The sequence below is a fragment of the Massilia aquatica genome, from assembly GCF_011682045.1.
GTDB classification, from domain to species: domain Bacteria; phylum Pseudomonadota; class Gammaproteobacteria; order Burkholderiales; family Burkholderiaceae_D; genus Telluria_A; species Telluria_A aquatica.
The window spans coordinates 60,197-82,956 of the sequence record NZ_VVIW01000019.1; the positions used below are offsets into that span (position 1 = coordinate 60,197).

Below are 22,760 nucleotides of genomic sequence, written 5' to 3' on the forward strand. Positions count from 1 at the left end.
ATGACTATCTCGATGGAATGGTTGAACGGGGAGTGCTGCGCAGCGCCTGCCAGCGCGCGGCGCTCCAGGCCTGCGGTGAAAAATAATAGCGGCGGCCTTCGCGCACCGCCATCATCGGCTCGTCGCTTGAGAACCCGATGGCTGCGCCGCAGCGCGCGCGGGTAAAGCCGCCCTGGTGCAGCAGGCGCGCGCGCAAGGCGTGCTGCGCCGGGCCCATGCGAAAGGCCATCGGCACCACTTCGTCGGCGGCGATGTCATGCAGCCAGTAGTCGTCCAGGCACCACGAGGCCAGCGCGGTGACAGACAGCGCGATGGACGGATCGAGGCGCGCGCGGATGGCGCCGATGGTGCGCGCGAGAAAAGGCCGCTGCGAGCGCCGCACCTCGAAGTCGAGCTGCACCACCTTGCGGTTGGCCTGGGCGGCCAGGCGCAGCAATTCGTCGGCCACGCGCCGGCTCTGGGCCTCGCTCAAGGCGGGCGGGCGGCGCCACGACATGTCCACATGCAGCACCGGCACGCGCGCCGCGCCCGCCGCCAAGAGCAGCGCGCTGGCGCGCCGGTAGACCCGGGCGTCCTCGCCCTGCAGCAGCACCGAGGACGCCACGTAGGCTACGCCGACGTCAAGCGGCAGCCAGCGCAAGTCTTCCGGGCGCTCCCACGCCCACACCAGTTCGGCGGGGAGGGCGGCCAGCGCCGGATGCGTGGCGCGCAGCGCGCCGGCGCCGCTGTCCATCCGCAGCGTCAGCAGCGCAAGGGAAGTCAACAGAAGCAGGAGGAGGCGGTGCATGAGGTCGTCGCGGGGTGAGGTGGGCAACATCTTACTCCGAGTTATAGAACATCGTGCAAAGCGCCGGACGGCGCGATGCGTGCGTCATCGAACGGAGCCCGGCGCGGCGCGGTGGCACGCTGTGGAACACGGGCGCACACCGCGCCACTCTGGAGAACAACACCATGTCAGACAATCCGCTCGAACCGAATCCGCAGGATTACGACCGCATCAACGTCAACGTCGAGGCCGAACTCGCTTACTGGAGCGCGCAGTTCGGGGTGCCGCGTGCGCGCCTGGCCGACGCCATCGAACAGGTTGGCCCGCGCGTGCCCGACCTGCAAAAATACCTCGGCATACCGGTGGTTGGAACCGACTAAAGGCGGACCTGCGCTTGCGGGCGCTTGCCTCAGGCGCGGCGCGCCGCCAGCAGGTCCGCGCCGGCGCCGGCGAGCAGCACTGCGTCGCCGCGGTTGACGATGCGCTGGCCGTGCGGGCGGGCGAAACAGCGGCGCAGACGCACGCCCATGTACGCATAGTCGGTAATGTGATTGTCGATTGCGCAGCCCCCATCGGCTGGCCCGCATGCGCCGATACCGAAAAAGTATCACCAAACCGGTATTGGACCGGCGCCGCGTCCGGCTTTACAGTCGCTCCATCAACCACAACAAGGAGGGCACGATGGACAACGACCGATACGCGCGCGGCTGGGACAAACTGCGGGAAATCGATGGCGAACAGGGAGAGAGAGTGATTGCAAGCCTGGCCGGCATCGCGCCCGATTTCGGGCGGCTGCTGATTGAGTTTGGCTTTGGCGACATCTATTCCCGTCCGCGGCTGGACCTGCGCTCGCGCGAGATTGCGACGATCGCCGCCCTGTGCGCGCTCGGCACGGCGGCACCGCAACTGCGGGTGCACATCCACGGCGCGCTCAATGTCGGCTGCACGCGCGACGAGGTAGTGGAAGTGATGATGCAGATGGCATTGTACGCCGGCTTTCCCGCCGCGCTCAACGGCCTGTTCGCGGCAAAGGAAGTCTTCTCCGAGCGCGCCTTGTAGTCACCGGCTGGTGTCAGACCTGACACCGCAGTGGCGGTGGCCGTGGCCCCCTCGGTGGCCTACATCTGCTTGAACTGCTCGGCGTAATTGCGGCTGACGGTGAGCTGTTCGCCGCGCTCCTTGAGCTTGACCACGAGGCGGCCACGGAAGTCGGTGTGGGTGCCGGCCACCGATTTGGCGGCGACGATCACGCTGCGGTGAATCTGCCAGAAGCGCGCTTCGTCGAGCTGCTCGCGCAGTTTGCTCAGCGGCGTGCGGATCAGGCATTCGCCTTCTTGCAAAAACACGCTGGTGTATTTGTCGTTGCTCTGGAAGTAAATCACTTCGTCGATGGCGATCAGCCGCGTTTCGTCACCGTGCGCGGCGCGGATCCATTGCAGGGGCGCCGGCGCCGGCGCGGCCGCAACGGGTGCGGCCAGTTGCTGCAGCAGCGCGCGCAGCGCGTCGGGCACCACCGCCGGCGCCGGCGCGCGCAGTGCCAGTTTGAGCTTGGCGACGGTCTTGGCCAGACGCTCCACCGTGGTCGGTTTGAGCAGGTAGTCTAGCGCCGCGTGCTCGAAGGCGTCCACCGCGTATTCGTGATGCGCGGTCACGAACACGATGTGCGGCGCCTTGCCGTCGCTGCCCAGGCGCTGTGCCAGATCGAGGCCGTTCAGGCCCGGCATCTGGATGTCGAGGAAGACCACGTCGGGAGAGAGCTCGTCGATCAGGCGCAGCGCCTCAATGCCGTTGCCGGCCTTGCCGACGATGCGCAGCTGCGGCCAGGCCGTGGCCAGTTGCGTTTGCAGGTAGTCGAGCAGGTGCGGTTCGTCGTCCGCAATCAGGGCGCGTGGATGGTCGATGGCAGTGTTTCTTTCAGTGGCAGCAGCAGGCGCACGGTAATCCCGCAGGGTTCGTTTTCGAGCAATTGTACCCGAGCCGACGCGCCATACACACTGCGCAGGCGCGCGCGCAGGTTGGATAGCCCGACCCCGCCGCCCGGCTTGGGCGGGGCGTTGCCCAGTCCCGCGCCGGTGTCGCTCACTTCGATGCATAGCTGGTCGTCGCGGCAGGTGGCGCGAATGATGATCCGGCCACCCTCGACCTTCGGTTCGAGGCCGTGCGCGACGGCGTTTTCGATCACCGGTTGCAGCAGCATGGGCGGCATGGCGATGTCGCGGCAGCCGTCCGCCTCGATGCTGTACGACAGACGCGGCCCCATGCGCACCGCCAGCACGTCGAGATAGGCGGCCGCCAGGTCGAGTTCCGCACCCAGGGTGGCCTGGTCGGCGCGGCTGGCGGCCAGGCTGGCGCGCAGGTAGTCGATGAAGCGTTCGAGCATGTGGCGCGCCTGGGCCGGATGCGTCTCGATCATGCCGACCACGTTGGCCAGGGTGTTGTACAAAAAATGCGGCTCGATCTGCGCTTGCAGGGCGCGCAGGCGCGCTTCGGCCAGCAGCTGGGCGGCGCTGGCAATCTGCTGGCCCTGGCGCGCGGCCAGCGTTTCGGTGGCGATGCGGCGCTCGCCGCTGACCAGCACGGCGACCATGATCAGCGCCGCGAACAGGGCGAATGGCAGCAGCGGCGCCAGGTCCACGCCGCCGGTGAGATAGCGCAGCGGGTTGACGCCGTTGAGCAGGCCGTTGCCGATGGCGATGCCGGCGACCACGCACAGGCCCACCGTGGCCACGAAGTACAGCACGCGCGGCAGCCCGGTCAGGCGCGACGGCCAGCCGCGCAGCACATGATCGCCGCCGCTCAGCACCGCGTGAATCAGGTAGCCGACCACGTTCGAGGTCACCAGCGTCGGCCCGAAAAAGTCGAGGAAGCCGTGCCGCTGGCCTTTGAACAGCGTGTTCGCCGCCGTCAGGAAGACGGCGATCAGGAAGTTCCAGATGCCTGTATAGAGCACGTCGCGCCACGGCGAACAGGGCCAGCGCCGGAACAGCGGGATTGCATCGAGTGGATGCGACGAGGTGTGCGCGGGACGTTGGATCGTGTTCATCAAGAGGCCAGAAAATTACCGTGAAAGCAGTGCGGGGCGCGGTAGGGCAGGCGCGCCAGGGCCAGCGGACCGGCCTTGATGCTGGCTGCGTCGAACACACTCAATACGGTCTGTGCGCGCCGGGTGTCCTGCGCTACGCCGACCAGGTAGCCGTCGGTCTCGGAACGGGCGTTGGCACGCGGCACCAGGATGTGTTCTTCCACTTGCCAGCCGGCGTCGAAACGGTAGCTGTCCGCCTTGCCGGTGTCGGTGCCGACCAGGTTGACAGTGTCGGGCACGATCTCGCCGTTGCGCGGCGAACTGCTGGTGAGCGCCAGCTGGCGGTGGCGGCTGGAGACGACCTGCGGCATCACGCGCGGGAACTCGCTGGCCCCGAACAGGCGCGCGGTGCTGGCGCGCCCGCTCGCGTAGTCGAGCGTGACCTGCGCCGCAAAGCTGCGCGTGGCGGTGTTTTTCTGCCGTTCGCCGCTCATGATCCGGCCCACGTCGTGCAGGACATCGCCCTCGTGCAGCACCACGTCGAAGCGGGTGGTGGCGCCGTCATCGAAGGCATTCCCGAAGTGGAAAACCATGTGCGGCGGCAGTTCGAATACCTTGCGTACTTCCATGCTCGCTTTCGAGACCACCACCACGCGCATCGGGCGCGCCTTGGGGCCGCTGCCGACCCAGTGATGCTGCTCGGCGAAGCTCTGATCTTCGGCAGGGACCACGTCGTACGGCGGGATCAGGAAAATCAGGTGCCTGGCGCTGACCACGAAGTCGTGCACCATCGCCAGTTGCGGTATCTCGATCATGGCGGTCCTGAGCACCTGGCCGTTGGCGTCGATGTGGTACAGGGCCATGCGGTTGCCGCCGGGGAGGGCGCCGAAATTCCACATGCCGCCGGCCGGGTCGATCTTCGGGTGGGCCGAAAACGGCATCGACTTCATGTCCTCGTTCCAGGTCTTGATGCCGACCGTGGCCAGGGTAGCCGCGTCGACCTCGGTGGCCGAGCCGCCTTCCCACAGGGCGTACACGCGGCCGTTGAACGGCAGCAGGTTGGTGTTCGCCGCGTTCATGGTGTCGTTGGTCTTCACGCCGCGCCGGTCCACATACGTGCCGAAGGACGGGTAGAGAAACTGGCCGGCGGCGTTTTCTTCGCCGAAGCGTTCGGTCTCGACGAATTTGCCGATGTGACTGACCTTGCCGTCGGCGATCTGCCAGCGCTGGGCGAAGCCGTCGCCGTCGAACCAGTGGTGATGGCGCTCGCCGCCCAGTTCAAAACGCCCGGGGCCGTTGCGGAAGAAGACGCCGTTCAGGTCTTGCGGGATGCGCCCTTTCACCTGCGCCGCGCCGGACTGCTGGCCGACGGTGTCGGCGTACACCGCCAGGCTGGGATCGCGCTTCCACGCCGCGTGGAAGCGCTGGTAGGTGGCGGCATCGGCCAGGGCGCTGCCGGGAACCACGCCGAGCGCGGCCAGGCTGGCGCCGGAAGTGAGGAAGGTGCGGCGTTGCATGCTGTTCTCCGGCTTAGGGTTTGAGACTGACGGTGGCGTTCAGGCCGGCCGCTGGCACGGTGAATTTGGCAGCGTCGAACTTGGGCGGGCCCATTTTACCGAAGGCGTTGTTACTGAATGCATAGTCCTCGGTCGGGATGCCTATCATGTTGGTATCCATTTTGCCATTGCCGTTGGCATCGTGGAAGATGGCGTAGGCGTACTCGCCCGGTGGCAGGTCGTTGACAATGACGGTCGTGCTGCCCTGGACGGCTTTGGCGCCGGTCGCGGCGACGGATTTTTTAAGGAAGGCGCCGGCCGAGTTGTACACGGCTACTTCCAGGGTGCCGTCGGCGCTGCGTACGTCGTCGATGCGGATGGTGAGACTGGCGGCGCTGGCCAGGGAGGCGGTCAGCAGGGCGCAGGCGCAGAAGATGGTGGCGGGCAGGTGGCGCATGGTGTTCTCCGGTGGGTGTGTGGTTGCGATGAGGTGACTTTATCGGCAACGCAGGCGGGGCAGGGAGGCATGCGACGAAATGCTGGAAAACGGCGCGAAATGCAGCGGGACGGCGCCAGATGCGGCGCGGCGCGCTGCGCGGCGCCGCCAGTGGTCTTTTCAGCGGAAGGTGTCGAGCGCGTATTCCGCCGAGCGCAGGGCGTCGCGCGTGCCTTGCAGGTTGCGGTCGATATCGCGCAGTTCATTGCGCACGTCGCGCCGGCGCTCGTCGAACTCCCTGCGAATGCGTTTGCGCTCGTCATCCTTGTCGGTCGCGGCCAGCTGCTTCGATTCGTCCTTGTCGGCATCGCGCAGGCGGCGCTGCAGGCGCTCGCCGCGGCTATCCAAACCGCTGATCTGGCTGCGCAAGGTGTACACGGCGTAGCCGGCCTGGTGGCGGCGGCGGAATTCGACGTCGAGCGACGCCGGGCAGACCCCGGCGTACGCACCACCGTTCAGGCCAAGCGGGGCGGCGTTCTCGATCCGGCAAAAGTCCTGCAAGCCGCGCTGGCGGCCGACGACGTAGCTGGCCGAATCGACTGACGTTCCGGCCTTGGCGCAGGATTTGGCATGGCCATCGAGCACCGACATGGTCCTGCCGGCCAGGCCGTCGCGCATGCCGACGTCGTGCCAGTTGGCCGACTTGCATTCGTCGGGCGTCATCGTGTCGCAGCCTGATAATAGTGTCGCCACCAGCAGCGCCGCCGCCGTTCCAGTCAGCCTGTTGGCCATCATTGTCTCCGCAATTGTCATTTCGACCGATGCTACCATGACAGCGCGGCTACAAGTGGAGCCAGTCGCAAAAAGCGCGCCGCGTGTGGCCGGAAACGCACGCGCTCAGTGCAGCCTGACCGATGGCGAGATCTTCTCGCGAATCCAGTCGGCCACCGTCTGCGCCGACATGCGCACCACCCCGTGCAGCGCCACCTGGTGCTTGCGGTACATGAGGGCATACAGCACCCGCGCCAGCGCGCCGCCGACCGCATATTTTCGTCCCGATCCGCGTGTGAGAACGCCTACCGCCGCCAGTGATCCGAGCGACACCAGCGAACCGTAGTCGCGGTAGGCAAACGGCGCGCTTGATGGCGAGGCCTGGCCCAGCACCTGCGCCAGGTACACCGCTTGCTGGTGCGCGGCCTGCGCGCGCGGCGGCACCTTGCCGAGGATCGGACAGACAAAGTTGGCGCAGTCGCCGATCGCATACACGTTCGGATCGTCCAGCGCCTGCAGCGAGGGCGCTACCGCGATCTGGCGCAGGGCGTTCGAGGCCAGGCCGAGGGTGGCGCACAGCGGCGGCGCTTTCACCCCGGCGGCCCACAAGGTGATCGCGGACGGATAGATGCAGCCTTCGGTATCGACCACCGCGCCGGCGTCGACCCGCGCCACGGCGGTATCGAGAAGGACCTTGATGCCGAGCGCGCGCAAGTGGCGCGCGGCGCGCTTGGACTGGCGCTGGTGCAGATGCGGCAGCAGCAGCGCGCCGCGTTCCAGGATGCGGATGCGCACATGGCGCACCGGGTCCATCGCATGCACGTTGTATCTCGCCAGCGTGCGGGCGCTGTGGCTCAATTCGGCCGCCAGTTCCACTCCGGTGGCGCCGCCGCCGACGATCACGATGTCGATGCCGGGGTTTTGCGCGCCGGCCGCCTGGCGCGCGCTGGCCTGGATGCAGCCGTCCACGAAGCGCTGGCGGAACGTTTCTGCCTGCGCCACGTCGTCCAGGGTCAGCACGTGCTGTTCGGCGCCGGGCACGCCGAACAGGTTGGTCACCGATCCCAGGGCCAGCACCAGTTTGTCGTAGGCGATCGAGCGCGCCGGCAGCACTTCGGCGCCGTCGTCGGCGATCCACGGCGCCAGCGACACCCGGCGCGCGTCGCGGTCCACGCCCAGCACTTCGCCGCGTGCGAATTCGAAACCATGTTCGGCCGCCTGGGCCGCGTAGTCGATCGCCATGACCTGCGGATCGTGCTTGCCCGAGGCGACCGTGTGCAGCAGGGGCTTCCAGAAATGGGCCGGCCAGCGGTCGACCAGCACGACGCGCGCGCGCCCGCTTTTGGCTGCGCTGTTGCCGAGCCGGGTCGCCAGTTCCAGTCCTCCGGCGCCGCCGCCGACGATGACGATGGTTTCCATGGTGTCTCCTCCTGTAGGTGTCGCGATCTGAATGGGCGCTGAGCAGCTGTCAATTAAGCAGGTGTCAATATAGAGTGATGCGACACAAAAGAAAAATCAGAGATTTACCCATATCCATAAGCTCCAGCTAATACATATGCATGGCGGTGCGCGTCGCCGGTATCGCCTGCCGTGGCCGAAAGTATCCTCAGACGCTACGTTTCAGTCCGGTTTGCGGTACGCGGGAGGATTCGATGGTGCTGGGTTGGAATCGTTGCGACACTCCGGCCCGTCGTTTCAACATTCCGAGCAAACGGCACCCATTTTTCACTCTCAAGGACCATCACATGCCACGTTTATCCGCCGCCGCCATCCTCCTGCTCAGCGCTCTTGCACCGGCCGTTCACGCCCAAAAGCTGGTGGCCGAGACCCCGGCCGGCCAGTCGATCATGACCGTGGGTTTGGGCGTGGCCGTGGTGCCCGAATACCTGGGCGGCGACAAGGGCCGGGCGGTGCCGGTCATCGTGGCCGACTACCAGCACGCCAGCGGCTTTTTCGCCAGCACGTCGAGCGGTATCGGCTACAAGACCAAGGTCGGACAGGTGGCCCTGAGCGGCGCCCTGGGCGTGGCCGGCAGCCGCAGCGACCGCGATCATGGGCTCTCCAGAGGGTCGGACGCGCTCAGGGGCATGGGCGAAATCAAGGCGTCGGCGATCGGCGCGTTCGGGGTGGGCTATGAATTCGACGGCGGCATCGGGGTCGGCTTGCGCGCCATGGTGGCGTTGAGTCACCGCGAGCGCGGCAACAGCTATGAACTCGGCGCGCAGGCACCGTTGTTCAAGAATGACGTCTACCAGCTGGGCGTGTTCGCGTCGGCCACCTACAGCGACAAGAAGAACATGCAGGCATTCTACGGCGTGACCGCCGCCCAGAGTCTCACGTCCGGCTACAAGCGCTACGATACCAAGGCCGGCTTCTCGCATGTGAACGTGGGACTGAACGCGCAGCGCAAGTTGAACAAGAACTGGTCGGTGAACTCGATGGTCGGCGTGGTCAGCCTGCTCGGCGACGCCGCCGACAGCCCGCTGGCCAAGCGCAAGACGGCGCCGCTGCTGGCCGTAACGTTGAACTACGCGTTTTGAACCCGGCCGCGCCAACTGGTCTATCATGGCGTGGTGGTATAGGTTTTGTCGCGTAATTGGTTAACCGATAGGGAATAGCTTATGTATCACGCCAGCTTTCGCCAGCTCCAGTCCCTGGTTCTCGTGGCCCGCCACGAGAGCGTGTCGAAGGCGGCGGAGGCCATGCATGTGACGCAGCCGGCGGTGTCGCTGCAACTGCGCACCCTGGAAAATATCACCGGCGTCGCACTCACGCGCAAGGACGGGCGCGGCATCCAGTTGACGGCGGCGGGGGAGGTGATGGTGGACTTCGCCGAGCGCATCCTGCGCCTGTGGGAGCACGCGGGCGACGAGCTGGCGGCGCTGCACGGCGTCACCAGCGGCACGCTGCGCATCGGCGCGGTCACCACGGCCGAACATTTGCTGCCGCCGCTGCTGGTGCCGTTCACGCTCGAGCGGCCCGACGTGCGCCTCAAGCTCCAGGTGGGCAACCGGGTCGAAATCGTCAACATGCTGGCGCGCCAGGAGATCGACATCGCCATCATGGGCACGCCGCCGCGCGAGCTGCGCACCAACGCGGCGCGCTTTGCGCGCCATCCGATGGGGTTCGTGGCCGGCGCCGATCATCCGCTGATGAAGAAACGGAAGCTGACCCTGGCCGATGTGGTGGGCGCCAACCTGCTGGTGCGCGAACGCGGTTCGGGCACGCGCACCGCCGTCGAGCGCCTGTTCAAGGAGGGCGGGCACGCGCTCAATTTCGGTTCCGAAGTCTCGTCCAATGAGGCGATCAAGCGCATGGTCTCGGCCGGGCTGGGGGTGGGATTTTTGTCGGTGCACGCGTGCGCGCTCGAATTCAAATCGGGGCTGCTGCGCATGTTGCCGCTCAAGGGCAATCCGGTGGACGCCGACTGGCAGGTGATGCACCTGGCCGGCCAGCCGATTCCGAAGGTCGCGGCGGCCTTCCAGGATTACGTGATCGAGCACGGCCAGGCGCTGGTCAGCAGCGAGCTGGAAGGGTTTTACCAGCGTGGCGCGGCTTAGCCTACAGGCCCGCCTCCGTGAGCGCCGCCTCGATGCGGAGCAAAGCCTGACCCTGGTACGAGGCGTCGCCGGATGAATGGTTCTCGTCGAGCTTGTTCATCATTACCGTGTAGCTGACGCCGGACGGGAGTTGGCGCAGTACGGTTGCCACGCCGGGATCGGCGCCGCTGAACCCGCCATTGTTCCTGGTGCCGGCCAGCGGCGCGCCGTCCGGCACGCGGTAGTGCGCCGCGAATATCGTCAACGCCTTCGCCGTTGCGATCACCTGGCCGGCCGCAGCCCAGTTTTCGGCGCGGATGGCGCCGTCGAGCGCCAGGACGGTGGTGCCGGGTACGAAGACACTGGGGGCGGTCACTGTCGTGATGTAGTCCGGCTCGCGCGGGTGACGATCCCGCATCAGCGAGCGCATGCCCTCGAAGTCGCTCTTCGGAATGCCGATCGGCCCCATGATCTTGTCTTGAAGGTACTGTATGTAGCCCGATCCGGATGCCTTTTCGATGATCTGGCCAAGCAGCAGATAGCCAAAATTCGCGTAGGCCGTCTTTGTGCCGGGGGCGAAATCGAGCTGGCGCCGCATGACAAAGCGAATGATGTCGTCCTTGTACGGTGGCGCCGGCAAGCCGAGCGTTTGCCGGATCTCGGGTTCCGACATGATCGGATCGCCGCTGATGTCGGCATCCCAGCCGCCTTGATGCTCCAGCACTTGGGCGATGGTGATCGCGCCGATGCGCACATCCGGCGAGGCAGGCAGCAGCTCGCGCTCCAGCCAGCACGGGGCGTTCGAGCCGGTACAAAACACGTGGTCGGTGAGAGCGAGTTTGCCCTCGCGCGCCAAGGTCCGGATCGCGGCGGCGGTGACCGGCTTGACGATACTGGCGGTGATGAACATGGCATCGGCCGGCAGGGGAACCTGGCGCGCGCTGTCGCGATGGCCGTAGCCACGTTCGGCGATCATGACGCCGTCCCTGGCCACTGCCACCGTGGCTGCGGTGATCCCGTTCGCTGCCATGAAGGGCAGCATGGCGGCGTCGATCCTGCGATTGAGCTCCCCGCTGCAGGCGATCAATTCGGCCACCGGCGCACCGGGCTTTTGCGCCACGCAACTGAGCGATTTGCCGGCGTTCGACGCCGCCTGGCCGCCACCGCCCCCGCCGCATCCGGCCAACAGGGCGGTGACGGCGACGCCGGATGCGAACCGCGTTGGGCAGGATAGGTACGAAAAAAATGTCATGCAATTCCTTGGTCAGTTCAGAGTGAAAAGCCATTATCGCAATCCCAATCTTCTGCAAATCTTAAGACAGGCACACCTGGCATGCGCGATGCACATACTGATCATTGAAGACGATCTCGACCTCGGTCGAGCACTGCAAAAAGCACTCAAGCTGGAAGGCTTCAGCAGCGAATGGCTGCGCCAGGCTGTCGACGCGCCGCGCTCGTTCGAGGGCCTGCATTACGCCTGCATCCTGCTCGACCTGTCGCTGCCGGACGGCGATGGGCAAGCACTGCTGGCCCGCTGGCGCGGCGCCGGGGTGGCAATCCCCATCATTATCATGACGGCGCGCGCCGCGTTGGAGGAGCGCCTGGCGGGGCTCGACGGCGGTGCCGATGATTTTATCGTCAAGCCGTTCGCCACGGTGGAACTGGCATCGCGCATGCGCGCCGTGCTGCGGCGTTACGCGCAGCAGTCCTGGCAAGTGTGGACCATCGGCGACCTGGAGCTGGAGCCGAAATCCTGTATGGCGCGGCTGGCGGGCAGTCCCGTCAACCTGTCGCGCCGCGAATTCCAGCTGATACTCGAACTGGCGCGCGAACCGGGCGTGGTGGTGTCGAAAAGCGCACTGTCCGAGCGTCTCGAACCGCTCGGCGAGCCGGTTAACTTCGGCGCGATCGATGTGCATATCTTTAACTTGCGCAGCAAAATAGGCTGCCATCGGATTCGCACCGTGCGCGGGGTCGGCTACATGCTGGTCCGATGCTGAAGATCCTGCGCCCCACGCTGGTCGGGCGCGTGGTTCTGGCGCTGATGATGGCGTTCTTCATCGCCTGGATGTTGTTGTCGGCGGTGATGTACATCGACGCGACAGATCCGGCCATCGGCGACAAGAGCATCCAGGACGTCGGACGCGGACTGGCCGCATCGCTGGCGCGGCTCGACAACGCGCAAGAAGCACGCGCCGTCGCCGCTGCCACGTCGGAGCAGATCGAACAGTTGTACCGCGCCTATGACATTCCGGCAATCATGCTGATCCAGCTGAACGCTCAGGATGGAACACGCTTGTATTCATCCCCCGCGGGCGGCCCTGCACTGCTGGGCGGCGACGCGGGCGCGATGACCACGGTGCGCATGGGTGGCAGGTCGTTCCGGGTTTTCAAGAGCACGGCCGGGCGCTGGTCGGTCACGGTGGCCGGGTCGAGGGTGGCGGACAGCTTTTTGCTGCTTTCGATCGCGCGCGACCTGGTCTATTACCTGCTGATCGCCTTTCCCTGCATTCTGCTGCCGGTCTGGATTGCCGTCTCGCGCGGCATGCGCCCGTTGCAGCAAATGAGCAAACGGATCGCCGCGCGCGGCACCGACGACATGTCGCCCACCGGCGTCGATCCGAAGTATGCCGAGCTCAGGCCGCTGGCGGGCGCGCTGGACCGCCTGCTTGGGCAGCTGCGTGAAAAGATCGCGCGCGAACATGGCTTCGTCCACGACGCCGCGCATGAACTGCGCACGCCGATGGCGGTCATTTCGGTGAACGCTCACGTACTGGCCGTCGAGCCTGAAGCGCAGGGGCGGCGCGAGGCGCAGCGGCATCTCGATCATGCGATTGCGCGCGCTTCGCACCTGATTTCGCAGTTGTTGCAGTTGGCTCGGGTCGATGGTACGCGCATCGGCGACACCAGCGTCATCGACGTGGCCCATCTGGTGCGCCACGAACTGGCGCGGGCGGCGCAGGCAGCAATGGACAATGATATCGAACTGGCGTTGGAGGCGCCCGAGCGCTTGCCGTTCACACTGGAGGTGCATGCGTTTCAATCGATCCTGGCCAACCTGCTCGATAACGCGCTGCGCTATGCGGGAGCGGGCGCGAATGTGGTCGTCGGACTGGGTCGGGAAGACGGCTGCCTGACGCTGGCCGTGGCCGATGACGGGCCGGGGATCGCGCAGGCCGATCTGGCTCATGTGTTCGAGCGCTTTTACCGCGCCAGGTCTCACAATACGACCGGCTCGGGCCTCGGCCTGGCGATCGTCAGGCAGGCCGCCTTGCGCATGAACGGCACGGTCGCACTCGAGCCGGGACCGGGCGGTCGCGGTTGCCGCTTTGTCGTGCGGATCGCGGCGCCGCGCTGAGGGGGACGTGGCGCCTGGCGTGCTGTGCGGTCGTTCGCGTCCCTCTGTTTCTTAAACAGTCGCGCCGGGCATGGGCTACCTCGCGTCATCAGAAGAGCGCAGTAACGGAACAAACGTTGCGCCACGGTGTCCAACATCAGACCATTGCCCATTGAGCGGCATATCTTTTGGAGCATCCACGACATGAGCAAACCAAACCTGCCTTCCGGCGCAGAGCGTGACCTCCCGGAATTGTTATCCGCACTTGGCGAACTGATCCGTCAGTCGCGCCAGCGCGCGCTGCGAGCCGTCGACATGATTCACGTACAAACCTGTTGGGAGGTGGGCCGGCATATTGTCGAGTTCGAGCAGGGCGGCGTGGCGCGCGCCATTTATGGGCAGCGCCTGTTGCCGGAATTGGCCAAGGCGCTGACAGCGGAGTTTGGCAAGGGATTCGATGATCGGAATCTACGCCATATGCGCAGTTTTTATTTCGCATTCCCAATTCGGGACGCACTGCGTACCGAATTGAGTTGGACCCACTATCGCACGCTGTTGCGGGTAGACACCGAAGCGGCGCGCACGTGGTACATGCATGAGGCGGCGGAGCAAAACTGCAGTTCGCGTGCGCTTGAGCGGCAGATCGGCACGCTGTATTACGAACGCCTGCTGGCCAGCCAGGACCGCGCAGCCGTCAAGCAGGAGGCCTGCGAAAAGGTGGCCGCCGTCAAAGGCGGACCGCGCGAATTCGTGCGCGATCCCGTTTTACTGGAGTTTCTCGGGCTACCCGCAAGTGGAATCGTGCTCGAGAGCGAGCTTGAACACGCGTTGATGGACCAGCTTCAGAGCTTCCTGCTCGAACTGGGCAAGGGCTTTGCTTTTGTCGCACGGCAGCAGCGCATTAGCACCGAGAGTCGCGATTTCTATGTCGATCTGGTGTTTTATAACTATTTGCTCAAGTGCTTTGTCATCTTCGATCTCAAGCGGGGGGAGCTCAGTCATCAGGACATCGGCCAAACCGACATGTATGTCCGCATGTACGACGAACTCAAGCGCGGCCCGGACGACAACCCTACTGTGGGCATCATCCTGTGTACGGATAAAGATGCTTCGATAGTGCGCTACTCGGTCTTGAACGGCAATGAGCACCTGTTCGCCAGCAAGTATCAATGCGTTTTGCCCACCGAGGAAGCGCTGCGCGCCGAACTCAACCGAACGTGCACGCAGTTTCATGACACGCGTCCATTGGGTAAGTGATCGCCGGGCTTATGGTTCGCAAGATTGCGCCGGCTGGGAGCCCGGGCCTCCCCGATCAGGCATTGACCGCACTCACAGGCCGCCTTGAGCGTCGCGGGTGGCAAGCACGCGGTCGATCAGGCCGTATTGCGCCCCCTGGTCGGCCGACATGAAATTGTCGCGGTCCGAATCCTTTTCGATTTGCGCCAGCGTTTGCCCGGTGCGTTCGGCATAGATCGCGTTGAGCCGGTGGCGCAGGTACAGCACTTCGCGCGCCTGGATCTCGATGTCGGCGGCCACGCCTTGCGATCCGCCACTGGGCTGGTGCATCATGAGGCGGGCGTTGGGCAGCGCGTAGCGTTTGCCGGTCGCACCGGCTGCCAGCAAAAACGAGCCCATGCTGGCCGCAAAACCGGTGCACAGGGTCGACACATCCGGTTTGATGAACTGCATCGTGTCGTAGACCGCCATGCCGGCGTACACCGAGCCGCCCGGCGAATTGATATACAGCGAAATATCCTTGTCCGGATTGTCCGATTCGAGGAACAGCAACTGGGCGACGATCAGGTTGGCCGATTGCTCGGTGACTTCGCCCACCAAAAAAATCACGCGCTCCTTGAGCAGGCGCGAGTAAATGTCGAAGGCGCGCTCGCCCCGTCCCGTTTGTTCTATGACGGTGGGCACCAGGCCGAGGGCCTGCGGAAAAGTGGAAGTCATTATGGTCCTTTTGCTGTAGAGTTCAATCACGGAGTCGATTGCGCCTGCTTGACGCCTGCGGCCCTACGCTATGTGACAGAAAAAATATATACCGCAGGCGTGTCACATCCGGGCCGTGCCGAGCGTCATGTGGCAACAGCATCAACAAAGGAGATTCCCGATGACGCACACGAGCGATACCGATGGCGCCCTGTTCGAACAGCTGCGGCCGCGCCTGAAAGCGATCAGTTGCCGCATCGTTGGCAGCGAGGCGGACGCCGAAGACATCGTGCAGGACTGTTTTCTCAAGTGGCGGGACGCCGAACAGGAAGCGGTGGCAACGCCGGCGGCATGGCTGACCACGGTCGTGCAGCATCAGTCGATCGACCGCCTGCGCAAGCGTGCGCGCGACTCGACGGCGGCGCTCACCGCCATGGAACTGGCGCCCGCTGTGCCACCCGCAACGCCGGAGGATAGCTTGCTGCGGCGCGCCGAACTGGGCGAGGCGCTGGCCCGCCTGCTGTCGCGCCTGTCGCCGTCCGAGCGTTTGGCCCTGGTCCTGCATGAGGTGTTCGAGTGCGGGCATGCCGACATCGCCGCGGCGCTCGGCACCAATGCCGTGAATGCCCGCCAGTACCTGGCCCGTGCGCGGCGGCGCTTGCGTGAGGCTGAGGGGGAAACGCCGGCCAGCGAAAAACTCTGCCGCGAGCTGATCCGCCGTTTCCAGGCTGCGATCAATGGTATCGACGTGCCGGCGATGGTGAGTTTGCTCGGTGATGAGCAGCCGGTGTCGGTGCACGAAGCGCCGCGCCTGCGCATCCACGCGGGGGCTTGTGCCAACGATGCCGTGTACTGGTGCGTAGCCGCGGCTTAGGTACCCGTCAAGGCGGCGGGGAGGTAATGACGTCCAATGGCGCGAGCTGTGCAAGCCGCACTAAATGCTCAACTGCCTTGACTTTTTGTAAGTGTTCCAGCGTAGCGGCTCCCCCTATTAATAGGGCAGGCACTAACCCGTACAGGCGCCAAAAGCGGGAATGGTCATTGGCTCTTCCATGGCTGAGTTGAGCCGCGCGCCGCATGCAGGTCTGTCAGGACCAAGCAGACGCGCGACTTCAACACTGCATCAGAAGCGCACGTTCAAGGACATGTTGTACATCCGCCCCAGCTGGCTGAAATGCGAGCCATCGTAGGTCACGATCGGATAGCGTCCGTTAAACGTGATCAGGTTGACCTGGGTTTCGCGCGGGGTCATCCCGGTTTTCGGATCCCTGGTCGTGCTGTTCAATATCGTGTTCCCTTTGGCCGTATCGTTCACCGGCTTCAACTCCCACTTCGGCAGCACATCGAACAGATTGTTGACGTTGAACGACAAGGTCATGCTGTCGCTCAGCTGGTAGTTGAGCGCGAAGTCGGTCAGGTTGCGGGTCTTGAACTTGAGCTCCAGGTTCTGGTCCAGGCCGGCGTTGCGAAACTTGGTCGGGCCGTACACGGTGTTGTTGAGCGAAAAGTTGAACTTGCTGTAATCCAGATCGAGGCCGAGCACGGTCTTGTGCTTCGGACGCGAGGTGAACATCAGCGCTTCCTGGGTCGCGTCGAGCACCGACTGGCGCGCGGCGGCGATCGCCGGTGGATTGTTGATGTTGCCGTCACGCTCGTTTTTCAGCGTGTAGTTGCCCGACAAGTTCACCGCCAGCTTGCCGTCGAAGGCCGGAATATTCCTGCGGCTGACCACATAGTCGATGCCCGAGGTCTGGCTGTCGAGCGCATTGGCGAAGAAGCTGAGCGAGACCACGCCGCCGGCGGCGAGGATCTTGTCCAGTTCCTGGGTCGCGTCGCCCGTCGGCGCGATTTCCTTGCCCAGGATGATGCGGTCTTTCAGCGCGATGTGATAGTAGTCGAGCGTGATGCTGGTATTGGCGTCGGGCGTCAGGCCCAGTCCCAGCGTGATGTTTTTCGACTTTTCCGCTTTCAGCTGCGGTACCTTGAGCGCGCGCGCTTCGTCCGACTGGTTGTTGGTCAGGCCCGATACCTGGATGCCCGAACCGGCCACGAAGGAGTACTGCTTCTTCTGGGTGTAGATCTGGTGCAGCGACGGCGCCCGGAAGCCGCTCGAGAGCGAACCGCGCAAGGTCACCAGGTCGCTGACCTTGTAGCGTGTACTCAGCTTGCCGACGGTGGCGTTGCCGAAGTCGCTGTATTTTTCGTAGCGCCCGGTCAGGTCGACCAGCCACTGCTTGGTGATGTCGAACATGCTGCCGCCATACACGCCATAGTTCTTGCGGTCGGCCGACAGGGCGTTTTCCGGCAGGTTGCCGGCGTACGAATCGGCGCCGCCCGCAGTCCAGGACGCGAATTCGCCGGCGATGACGTCATACTTTTCGCGGCGCAGTTCGGTGCCGGCGTACACGTTGATGGCGTCCGTGACCTGTTTCGAGACATCGGCATTGACCACCGTGTGGCGAAAGCGCGTGCCGCCAGCCTCGAAACTGGTGGGCGAGCGCGGGCCGGGTGTTTTGCCGGCGGCGATAGCGTCGACACGGGCGTTTTCGATGCCGCGGTTGAGCGAGTTGTGCACTTCATAGGCTTGCTTGTTGCCGCCGATGGTTACGCTGACGTCGCCGTTCCAGTCGCCCAGCATGAACTTGGCGCCCAGCGTTGCGTTGTAGTCGTCCAGCTTGCCGATGAACTGGGGACCGTAGCCAACGTAGGGCGTGCCGGGCGCGTGCAGCAGGCCGAAGTCGGTCGGGCGCCAGTACGGGGTGCGGTAGTTGGCGAAGCTGTCGACCTGTTTCTTGACGTAGGCGGCGTTGGCGTAGATGTTGAAGTCGTCGGTGATGTCGAGCCGGCTGTTGACCAGGAACTTGTTGGCGCGCGTCTTGGGCGAGCCGTTGATGTTGCCGGCGGTCGGGTACTGGGCCAGGAACGGCAGCACGTCCTTTTGCAGGTCGGCGCCGAAGTCGGCGGCATCGCCGCGCCCGTCCACGATACCCGAGCGTTCGGCCAGTCCGACCTTCGAGACGTCGATGGTGTAGTTCACAAAACCCTTGTCCGACAGGCGGATGCCGTGGTTCAGGCTGAGGGCGCCCATCTTGCCGTCGCCTTCGCCGGTCACGCCGGCGCGCGCGGTCAGCGAGCCGCCTTCGGGATTGTCTTTCAGGATGATGTTGACCACGCCCGAAATCGCATCCGAGCCGTATTGGGCCGAGGCGCCGTCGCGCAGCACTTCGATGCGCTTGATCGCGTCTTGCGGAATGGCCGAAATGTCGGACCCGCTCTCGCCACGCCCGGGCGAGGTCTGGGTGTAGATCAGCGCGCTCGAATTCTTGCGTTTGCCGTTGATCAGGATCAGCGAACGGCTCGGCCCCATGTTGCGGATCTCGTACGGGTCGAGCAGGGAAGTGGCGTCGTTGACCGGGGTCTGCACCGTGTTAAACGACGGCACGCGCATGCCGAGCGCCTTGTCGAGCGAGATCTGGCCGGTCTTGTTCAGGTCCTTGGTGTTGATGATGTCGACCGGGACCGGTGCATCGACCACCGTGCGCTGCGAACCGCGGCTGCCGGTGGACACAATCACGACTTTCTGGATTTCTTCCGGTTTGCTTGTGGCGGGGGCGGAAGAGTCCGGGGCTGCTGGTTGCGGCGCAGGTTCTTGCGCCACGGCGGCACCGGTGGACAGCAGCATGACTGCAATGGGAAAAGTCTTCTTCATTAAAATCTCTCTTTGCGAATGCAGTTCGAACGAGATAAGCCCAGGCTGGCGCCTGACCCCGACATGGGAAAGCAGATGAAAAATACGACCTTCACAGCCGTCGTGCGGTGTATTGCTGAGCGACGAGTGCCAACCTAATTTATAGGCAGAATATGAAAATGTCTATGAGATTGACAAATTGCTCAGGAGGAGTGAACGGAATACAACGACGTGCATTCAGGAAATTCGGCGACGCGCAGCTTAAACCGTATAAACAGTTTGCCTGAAAAATAATGATCAATCGCCGCCGGATCAGGCGGCGGCGGCCCTGGCCTTGCGCTTCTTGGGACGGTGCAGTTTGATCCAGATCACCAGCCCGGTCACGAAGAACATCAGCGGCACGATGCCGAACAGGCTGATGAAGGTGCGCCCGGCCACGCCGAAGGCTTCGCCGGTATGCAGCGGGAACATCCAGCTCAGGAAGGTGTCGCCGGCCGGGGCGCGCAGCGGGTCGACCGTGCGCAGCACGCTGGCGTCGCCGGAGTCGACCGAGACGCGGGTGGCGCCATCGCCGGCACGCAGTTCATCCGGCTGGCGCAGGCGGATTTCGTAGGGTTGGCCGGGCTTGGCCGGCAGCGCCACGCGCGAAACACGCGCCTGCGGAAAGCGCGCCTGGGCCGCCGCCATTGCCTCGGAAGGCGCGACCGGCGCAGTCAACGCCATCGCCGGCGCGCTGCGGTTGGCCGCCTTGCCGTTCGGGGCCAGGGTGGCCACCGCGCCGACCACCGGCAATACCCACTGCGGCATATTGAAATACACGCCGGATACGGCCAGCACCAGCAGCACGGGTGCTGCAAAAAAACCGCCCGCCCGGTGCAGCTGGAAGTTAAAGCGCGGCCAGTTGCCGCCATGGCGCACGCTCAAGGCGCCCTTGATGGCGGCCGCCGTCATGCGCGGCCACCACAGCACGATGCCGGTCAGGGACAGCAGCAGCAGCGCCACGCCGGTCACGCCGATCACGGTCTTGCCGGTCTCGCCGGCCACCAGGTAGCGGTGGATGTGGAACAGGGTCGACATCAGCTGCGGGCGCGAGAGCGCGACGCCGCCCCAGGTGCGCTCGCCGGTGACCAGCAGGGTCGCCGGATCGAGCATCACCTGGCGCGACACCGCCACGTTCCAGTTTGAAGCCTGCTGTTTCGGATCGCGGTACCAGGCCACGATCACGTCGCCGGCGCGCTCGGGCAGCATCAGCTGGCTGGGGCGGCCGTACAGCGGATCGGCCAGCAGGCGTTCGATGGCCGCCTGCACCGTGGCGGGCGCCACGCGCATCGGGCCCCCCTGCGCCAGGCCGGGCGGCGGCGCCACCTGCAGCAGGGTGGGATTGAGCAGCACATCGAGTTCGTGCATCCACGCCAGCGCGCTGCCGGTCAGCCCCAGCAGCACCAGGATGGTCCCAAAAATCAGTCCGGCCCACAGGTGGATAAAGCGGATGACTTTTTTCATGAATGGGAACAAGCGAGGGCGGGGCGGATCATTTTTAATGTTTCTTGAATAATTGAATGGGAATAGTTATCATTTACATTGTACGCGAACGTCAACATGCCTGTCCCACCACCAAGGATTCCCCCTATGTTCCACCTTTCGCCCCTGTCCCGCGCGGTTGCGCTCGCTTGCCTGTCCGTGTCCACGGTGCACGCACAGACCCTGGATGAAGCGGCCCAGCCTTCCAGCACGGTGGTGGTGACCGCCACGCGCGGCGCCAAGTCGGTGGACAAGATCCCGGGCGCGATTTCCGTCATCAGCGCCCAGGAGCTGGCCTCGCAATACCTGATCGCCGACGACCCCTCGCAGGCGCTGGCCACCTACGTGCCGGGCTACTCGCCGAGCCGCCAGAAAATGACCTCGGCCGGCGAATCGCTGCGCGGACGCCAGCCCTTGATCCTGCTCGACGGCATACCGCAATCGAACCCGCTGCGCGCCGGTTCGCGCGAAGGCTACTTTGCCGACAGCGCCATCATCGAGCGCATCGAAGTGATCAACGGCGCCTCCGCCATGCAGGGCATGGGCGCGACCGGCGGCATCATCAACTACATCACCAAGAGCGCGCGCGCCGACGGCACCACGCATGGCCTCTCCGTGCGCGCGTCCGGCCAGCTGCGCTCCGATAACCTGGACTGGAAAACCGGCTACCACGTCACCCACAAGGACGGCGGCTTCGACCTGCTGGCCTACGTCGGCATGCAGCGGCGCGGCATGGGCTACGACGGCAATGGCCGCCGCCTCGGCATCGACAACGTGCAGGGCGATACGCTCGACAGCCGTGGCGACGACCTGTTCTTCAAGATCGGCCAGCGCTTCGGCGCCCAGCGCATCCAATTGAGCCTGAACCGCTTCAAGCTGCGCGGCGAGGGCGACTACAAGAACGAGCCGGGCGTGGTGGCGGCCGGCGTGCCGACGACATCGCTGCCGGGTCGCGCGCCGGGCGCGCCGCCCAAGAACAAGGTGCGCAGCGCCAGCCTCGATTACCGTCACGATGAGCTGTTCGGCGGCACCTTCAGCGCGCAACTGTTCAGCCACGACTTCGAAGCCCTGTACGGCGCCACGCCCGCATCGACCTTCCAGGACGCGCGCCTGGCGCCCATCGGCGCGCTGTACGACCAGTCGCAGATCGTGGCCGACAAGCGCGGCGCGCGCATGACCTGGGTGCGCCCCGACTTGCTGCTCAAGGGCCTGGAAATGACGGTGGGCCTGGATATTTTGCGCGACAACACCCTGCAGCGCCTGGCCACCACCGACCGCACCTGGGTGCCGCAGTTGCAGTTCGCCTCGACCGCGCCGTTCGCGCAGCTCGAATACGACATCGGCCCGCTCACCGTGCGCGGCGGCGTGCGCCATGAGCAGGCCAGACTGACGGTCGACACCTACAGCACCCTGGCGGCCTATGGCAACCGGGTCGTACAGGGCGGCGAGACCGAGTTTTCCAAATCGGTCAAGAACCTCGGCGCGGTGTGGCGCTTTGCGCCGCAGTGGTCGGCCTTTGTCGGCAGCGCCGAAGGCTTCGGCCTGCCCGATGTCGGCCTGGTGCTGCGCGGCGTGAACACGGCCGGCAAGTCGGTGGCGACCCTGATCGACCTGCAACCCATCGTCACCCGCAATAACGAAGTGGGCGTCAACTGGCGCGGCGCCAACGGGCAGCTGGGCGTGTCGCGCTACGACTCGCGCTCGAAGCTGGGCAGCGTGCTGCGCGTGAGCGCGGCCGGCATCGGCTCGGTCGAGCGGGTACCGACGGTGGTCAAGGGCTGGGAAGTGTCGGGCGACTGGCGCCCGCTCAAAGCGTTGTCGGTGTTCGGCAGCTACGCCGTCACCGACGGCAAGACGGCGGCCACCCAGGGTGCGCCGCTCGACCTGTCGCTGCCGGCGCGCGCGCAAGGCCCGGACAAGGGCGTCATCGGCGCCAACTGGCAGTGGGCGCCCAAGGCGCAGTTGCGGGTGCAGGCGGCGCACTTGCGCGACCGCGACATCAATATCGGGCGCAAGGCCGGCACCAGCAACCTGGAAGAGCATTTCAAGGGATATACGCTGGCCGACATGGCCCTCACGTTCGAGAACGCCTACGGGCGTTTCGGGGTGAGCCTGGAGAATGTGTTCGACAAACAGTACGTAGGCTACTACTCGCAGTCGACGGCGGCGCTGGACGCGGCCGGAACCTACGCGGGCCGGGGCCGCACCCTGGCGCTGAGCTGGAACCGCAGCTGGTAGAGCGCCGCGCCGCC

The 22,760-nt window shown here is 65.1% G+C and carries 21 protein-coding genes; 9 read left to right on the forward strand and 12 right to left on the reverse strand.

What is annotated here, in order from left to right:
- Positions 1-4: 4 nt before the first annotated feature.
- Positions 5-787: a hypothetical protein gene (locus F1609_RS25105; RefSeq protein ID WP_167079382.1), complete on the reverse strand. Its 783-nt coding sequence runs from the start codon at positions 785-787 to the stop codon at positions 5-7.
- 164 nt (positions 788-951) lie between these two features.
- Here F1609_RS25105 and F1609_RS25110 point away from each other — a divergent pair, with 164 nt between their 5' ends.
- Positions 952-1,146 carry a DUF3606 domain-containing protein gene (locus F1609_RS25110; RefSeq protein ID WP_167079383.1) on the forward strand — a complete coding sequence of 65 codons (195 nt, stop codon included), beginning with the start codon at positions 952-954 and terminating at the stop codon, positions 1,144-1,146.
- A 301-nt stretch (positions 1,147-1,447) separates the two neighbouring features.
- Complete coding sequence (locus tag F1609_RS25115; RefSeq protein ID WP_167079384.1) at positions 1,448-1,825, forward strand: carboxymuconolactone decarboxylase family protein; 378 nt, start codon at positions 1,448-1,450, stop codon at positions 1,823-1,825.
- 59 nt (positions 1,826-1,884) lie between these two features.
- On the opposite strand, the gene F1609_RS25120 is transcribed toward F1609_RS25115, so the two are convergent.
- From F1609_RS25120 to F1609_RS25140, 6 genes are all read right to left on the reverse strand, one after another.
- The gene (locus F1609_RS25120; protein ID WP_308609564.1) at positions 1,885-2,715 is read right to left on the reverse strand and encodes a LytR/AlgR family response regulator transcription factor; all 831 of its coding nucleotides are present in this window, start codon (positions 2,713-2,715) and stop codon (positions 1,885-1,887) included.
- The gene (locus tag F1609_RS34795; protein ID WP_229422047.1) at positions 2,646-3,809 is read right to left on the reverse strand and encodes a sensor histidine kinase; all 1,164 of its coding nucleotides are present in this window, start codon (positions 3,807-3,809) and stop codon (positions 2,646-2,648) included. The genes F1609_RS25120 and F1609_RS34795 overlap by 70 nt, the downstream gene beginning before the upstream one ends.
- The gene (locus F1609_RS25125; protein ID WP_167079386.1) at positions 3,809-5,305 is read right to left on the reverse strand and encodes a carotenoid oxygenase family protein; all 1,497 of its coding nucleotides are present in this window, start codon (positions 5,303-5,305) and stop codon (positions 3,809-3,811) included. The genes F1609_RS34795 and F1609_RS25125 overlap by 1 nt, the downstream gene beginning before the upstream one ends.
- A gap of 13 nt (positions 5,306-5,318) precedes the next feature.
- On the reverse strand, positions 5,319-5,741 hold the full coding sequence (locus F1609_RS25130; protein WP_167079387.1) for a DUF2141 domain-containing protein: 423 nt from the start codon (positions 5,739-5,741) through the stop codon (positions 5,319-5,321).
- A 159-nt stretch (positions 5,742-5,900) separates the two neighbouring features.
- Positions 5,901-6,515 carry a DUF2799 domain-containing protein gene (locus F1609_RS25135; protein WP_167079388.1) on the reverse strand — a complete coding sequence of 205 codons (615 nt, stop codon included), beginning with the start codon at positions 6,513-6,515 and terminating at the stop codon, positions 5,901-5,903.
- A gap of 102 nt (positions 6,516-6,617) precedes the next feature.
- Positions 6,618-7,910: an NAD(P)/FAD-dependent oxidoreductase gene (locus F1609_RS25140; protein ID WP_167079389.1), complete on the reverse strand. Its 1,293-nt coding sequence runs from the start codon at positions 7,908-7,910 to the stop codon at positions 6,618-6,620.
- A gap of 326 nt (positions 7,911-8,236) precedes the next feature.
- Between F1609_RS25140 and F1609_RS25145 the strand changes: the two genes are divergently transcribed.
- Both F1609_RS25145 and F1609_RS25150 read left to right on the forward strand, forming a co-directional pair.
- A complete protein-coding gene (locus F1609_RS25145) occupies positions 8,237-9,031 on the forward strand; it encodes a MipA/OmpV family protein (protein ID WP_167079390.1) in 795 nt (264 codons plus the stop codon).
- Between the two features lie 81 nt (positions 9,032-9,112).
- Entirely contained in the window at positions 9,113-10,051 is a 939-nt protein-coding gene (locus tag F1609_RS25150; protein ID WP_167079391.1) for a LysR family transcriptional regulator, read from the forward strand.
- Position 10,052: 1 nt separating this feature from the next.
- On the opposite strand, the gene F1609_RS25155 is transcribed toward F1609_RS25150, so the two are convergent.
- Positions 10,053-11,282, reverse strand: coding sequence for a serine hydrolase domain-containing protein (locus F1609_RS25155; protein ID WP_167079392.1), 1,230 nt, complete (start codon positions 11,280-11,282; stop codon positions 10,053-10,055).
- An 88-nt stretch (positions 11,283-11,370) separates the two neighbouring features.
- Between F1609_RS25155 and F1609_RS25160 the strand changes: the two genes are divergently transcribed.
- The 3 genes from F1609_RS25160 to F1609_RS25170 all read left to right on the forward strand — a co-directional run bounded on the left by F1609_RS25160 (position 11,371) and on the right by F1609_RS25170 (position 14,624).
- On the forward strand, positions 11,371-12,030 hold the full coding sequence (locus F1609_RS25160) for a response regulator (protein ID WP_167079393.1): 660 nt from the start codon (positions 11,371-11,373) through the stop codon (positions 12,028-12,030).
- Positions 12,024-13,388 (forward strand): sensor histidine kinase, encoded by a 1,365-nt coding sequence (locus F1609_RS25165; RefSeq protein WP_167079394.1) that lies wholly within the window; start codon positions 12,024-12,026, stop codon positions 13,386-13,388. The genes F1609_RS25160 and F1609_RS25165 overlap by 7 nt, the downstream gene beginning before the upstream one ends.
- 183 nt (positions 13,389-13,571) lie before the next feature.
- A complete protein-coding gene (locus F1609_RS25170) occupies positions 13,572-14,624 on the forward strand; it encodes a PDDEXK nuclease domain-containing protein (protein WP_167079395.1) in 1,053 nt (350 codons plus the stop codon).
- A gap of 72 nt (positions 14,625-14,696) precedes the next feature.
- Here the strand turns inward: F1609_RS25170 and clpP are convergent, their stop codons facing one another.
- Positions 14,697-15,320 carry an ATP-dependent Clp endopeptidase proteolytic subunit ClpP gene (clpP, locus tag F1609_RS25175; protein WP_167079396.1) on the reverse strand — a complete coding sequence of 208 codons (624 nt, stop codon included), beginning with the start codon at positions 15,318-15,320 and terminating at the stop codon, positions 14,697-14,699.
- A 160-nt stretch (positions 15,321-15,480) separates the two neighbouring features.
- Between clpP and F1609_RS25180 the strand changes: the two genes are divergently transcribed.
- A complete protein-coding gene (locus F1609_RS25180; protein ID WP_167079397.1) occupies positions 15,481-16,173 on the forward strand; it encodes a sigma-70 family RNA polymerase sigma factor in 693 nt (230 codons plus the stop codon).
- Positions 16,174-16,180: 7 nt separating this feature from the next.
- Here the strand turns inward: F1609_RS25180 and F1609_RS35425 are convergent, their stop codons facing one another.
- From F1609_RS35425 to F1609_RS25195, 3 genes are all read right to left on the reverse strand, one after another.
- Complete coding sequence (locus F1609_RS35425) at positions 16,181-16,378, reverse strand: T6SS immunity protein Tdi1 domain-containing protein (RefSeq protein WP_167079398.1); 198 nt, start codon at positions 16,376-16,378, stop codon at positions 16,181-16,183.
- A 44-nt stretch (positions 16,379-16,422) separates the two neighbouring features.
- The gene (locus F1609_RS25190; RefSeq protein ID WP_167079399.1) at positions 16,423-19,008 is read right to left on the reverse strand and encodes a TonB-dependent receptor plug domain-containing protein; all 2,586 of its coding nucleotides are present in this window, start codon (positions 19,006-19,008) and stop codon (positions 16,423-16,425) included.
- A 291-nt stretch (positions 19,009-19,299) separates the two neighbouring features.
- Positions 19,300-20,490, reverse strand: a complete 1,191-nt coding sequence (locus tag F1609_RS25195) for a PepSY-associated TM helix domain-containing protein (RefSeq protein WP_167079400.1) — start codon at positions 20,488-20,490, stop codon at positions 19,300-19,302.
- 126 nt (positions 20,491-20,616) lie between these two features.
- Between F1609_RS25195 and F1609_RS25200 the strand changes: the two genes are divergently transcribed.
- Positions 20,617-22,746, forward strand: a complete 2,130-nt coding sequence (locus F1609_RS25200; RefSeq protein WP_167079401.1) for a TonB-dependent receptor — start codon at positions 20,617-20,619, stop codon at positions 22,744-22,746.
- Positions 22,747-22,760: the final 14 nt, after the last annotated feature.

Coding starts and splice junctions, on each gene's coding strand:
- F1609_RS25165 (WP_167079394.1), top strand. CDS start 12,024: ATGCTGAAGATCCTGCGCCCCACGCTGGTCGGGCGCGTGGTTCTGGCG.
- F1609_RS25180 (WP_167079397.1), top strand. CDS start 15,481: ATGACGCACACGAGCGATACCGATGGCGCCCTGTTCGAACAGCTGCGG.
- F1609_RS25150 (WP_167079391.1), top strand. CDS start 9,113: ATGTATCACGCCAGCTTTCGCCAGCTCCAGTCCCTGGTTCTCGTGGCC.
- F1609_RS35425 (WP_167079398.1), bottom strand. CDS start 16,378: ATGCGGCGCGCGGCTCAACTCAGCCATGGAAGAGCCAATGACCATTCC.
- F1609_RS25160 (WP_167079393.1), top strand. CDS start 11,371: ATGCACATACTGATCATTGAAGACGATCTCGACCTCGGTCGAGCACTG.
- F1609_RS25130 (WP_167079387.1), bottom strand. CDS start 5,741: ATGCGCCACCTGCCCGCCACCATCTTCTGCGCCTGCGCCCTGCTGACC.
- F1609_RS25170 (WP_167079395.1), top strand. CDS start 13,572: ATGAGCAAACCAAACCTGCCTTCCGGCGCAGAGCGTGACCTCCCGGAA.
- clpP (WP_167079396.1), bottom strand. CDS start 15,320: ATGACTTCCACTTTTCCGCAGGCCCTCGGCCTGGTGCCCACCGTCATA.
- F1609_RS25200 (WP_167079401.1), top strand. CDS start 20,617: ATGTTCCACCTTTCGCCCCTGTCCCGCGCGGTTGCGCTCGCTTGCCTG.
- F1609_RS25195 (WP_167079400.1), bottom strand. CDS start 20,490: ATGAAAAAAGTCATCCGCTTTATCCACCTGTGGGCCGGACTGATTTTT.
- F1609_RS25155 (WP_167079392.1), bottom strand. CDS start 11,282: ATGACATTTTTTTCGTACCTATCCTGCCCAACGCGGTTCGCATCCGGC.
- F1609_RS25135 (WP_167079388.1), bottom strand. CDS start 6,515: ATGATGGCCAACAGGCTGACTGGAACGGCGGCGGCGCTGCTGGTGGCG.
- F1609_RS34795 (WP_229422047.1), bottom strand. CDS start 3,809: ATGAACACGATCCAACGTCCCGCGCACACCTCGTCGCATCCACTCGAT.
- F1609_RS25145 (WP_167079390.1), top strand. CDS start 8,237: ATGCCACGTTTATCCGCCGCCGCCATCCTCCTGCTCAGCGCTCTTGCA.
- F1609_RS25125 (WP_167079386.1), bottom strand. CDS start 5,305: ATGCAACGCCGCACCTTCCTCACTTCCGGCGCCAGCCTGGCCGCGCTC.
- F1609_RS25190 (WP_167079399.1), bottom strand. CDS start 19,008: ATGAAGAAGACTTTTCCCATTGCAGTCATGCTGCTGTCCACCGGTGCC.
- F1609_RS25140 (WP_167079389.1), bottom strand. CDS start 7,910: ATGGAAACCATCGTCATCGTCGGCGGCGGCGCCGGAGGACTGGAACTG.
- F1609_RS25110 (WP_167079383.1), top strand. CDS start 952: ATGTCAGACAATCCGCTCGAACCGAATCCGCAGGATTACGACCGCATC.
- F1609_RS25105 (WP_167079382.1), bottom strand. CDS start 787: ATGCACCGCCTCCTCCTGCTTCTGTTGACTTCCCTTGCGCTGCTGACG.
- F1609_RS25115 (WP_167079384.1), top strand. CDS start 1,448: ATGGACAACGACCGATACGCGCGCGGCTGGGACAAACTGCGGGAAATC.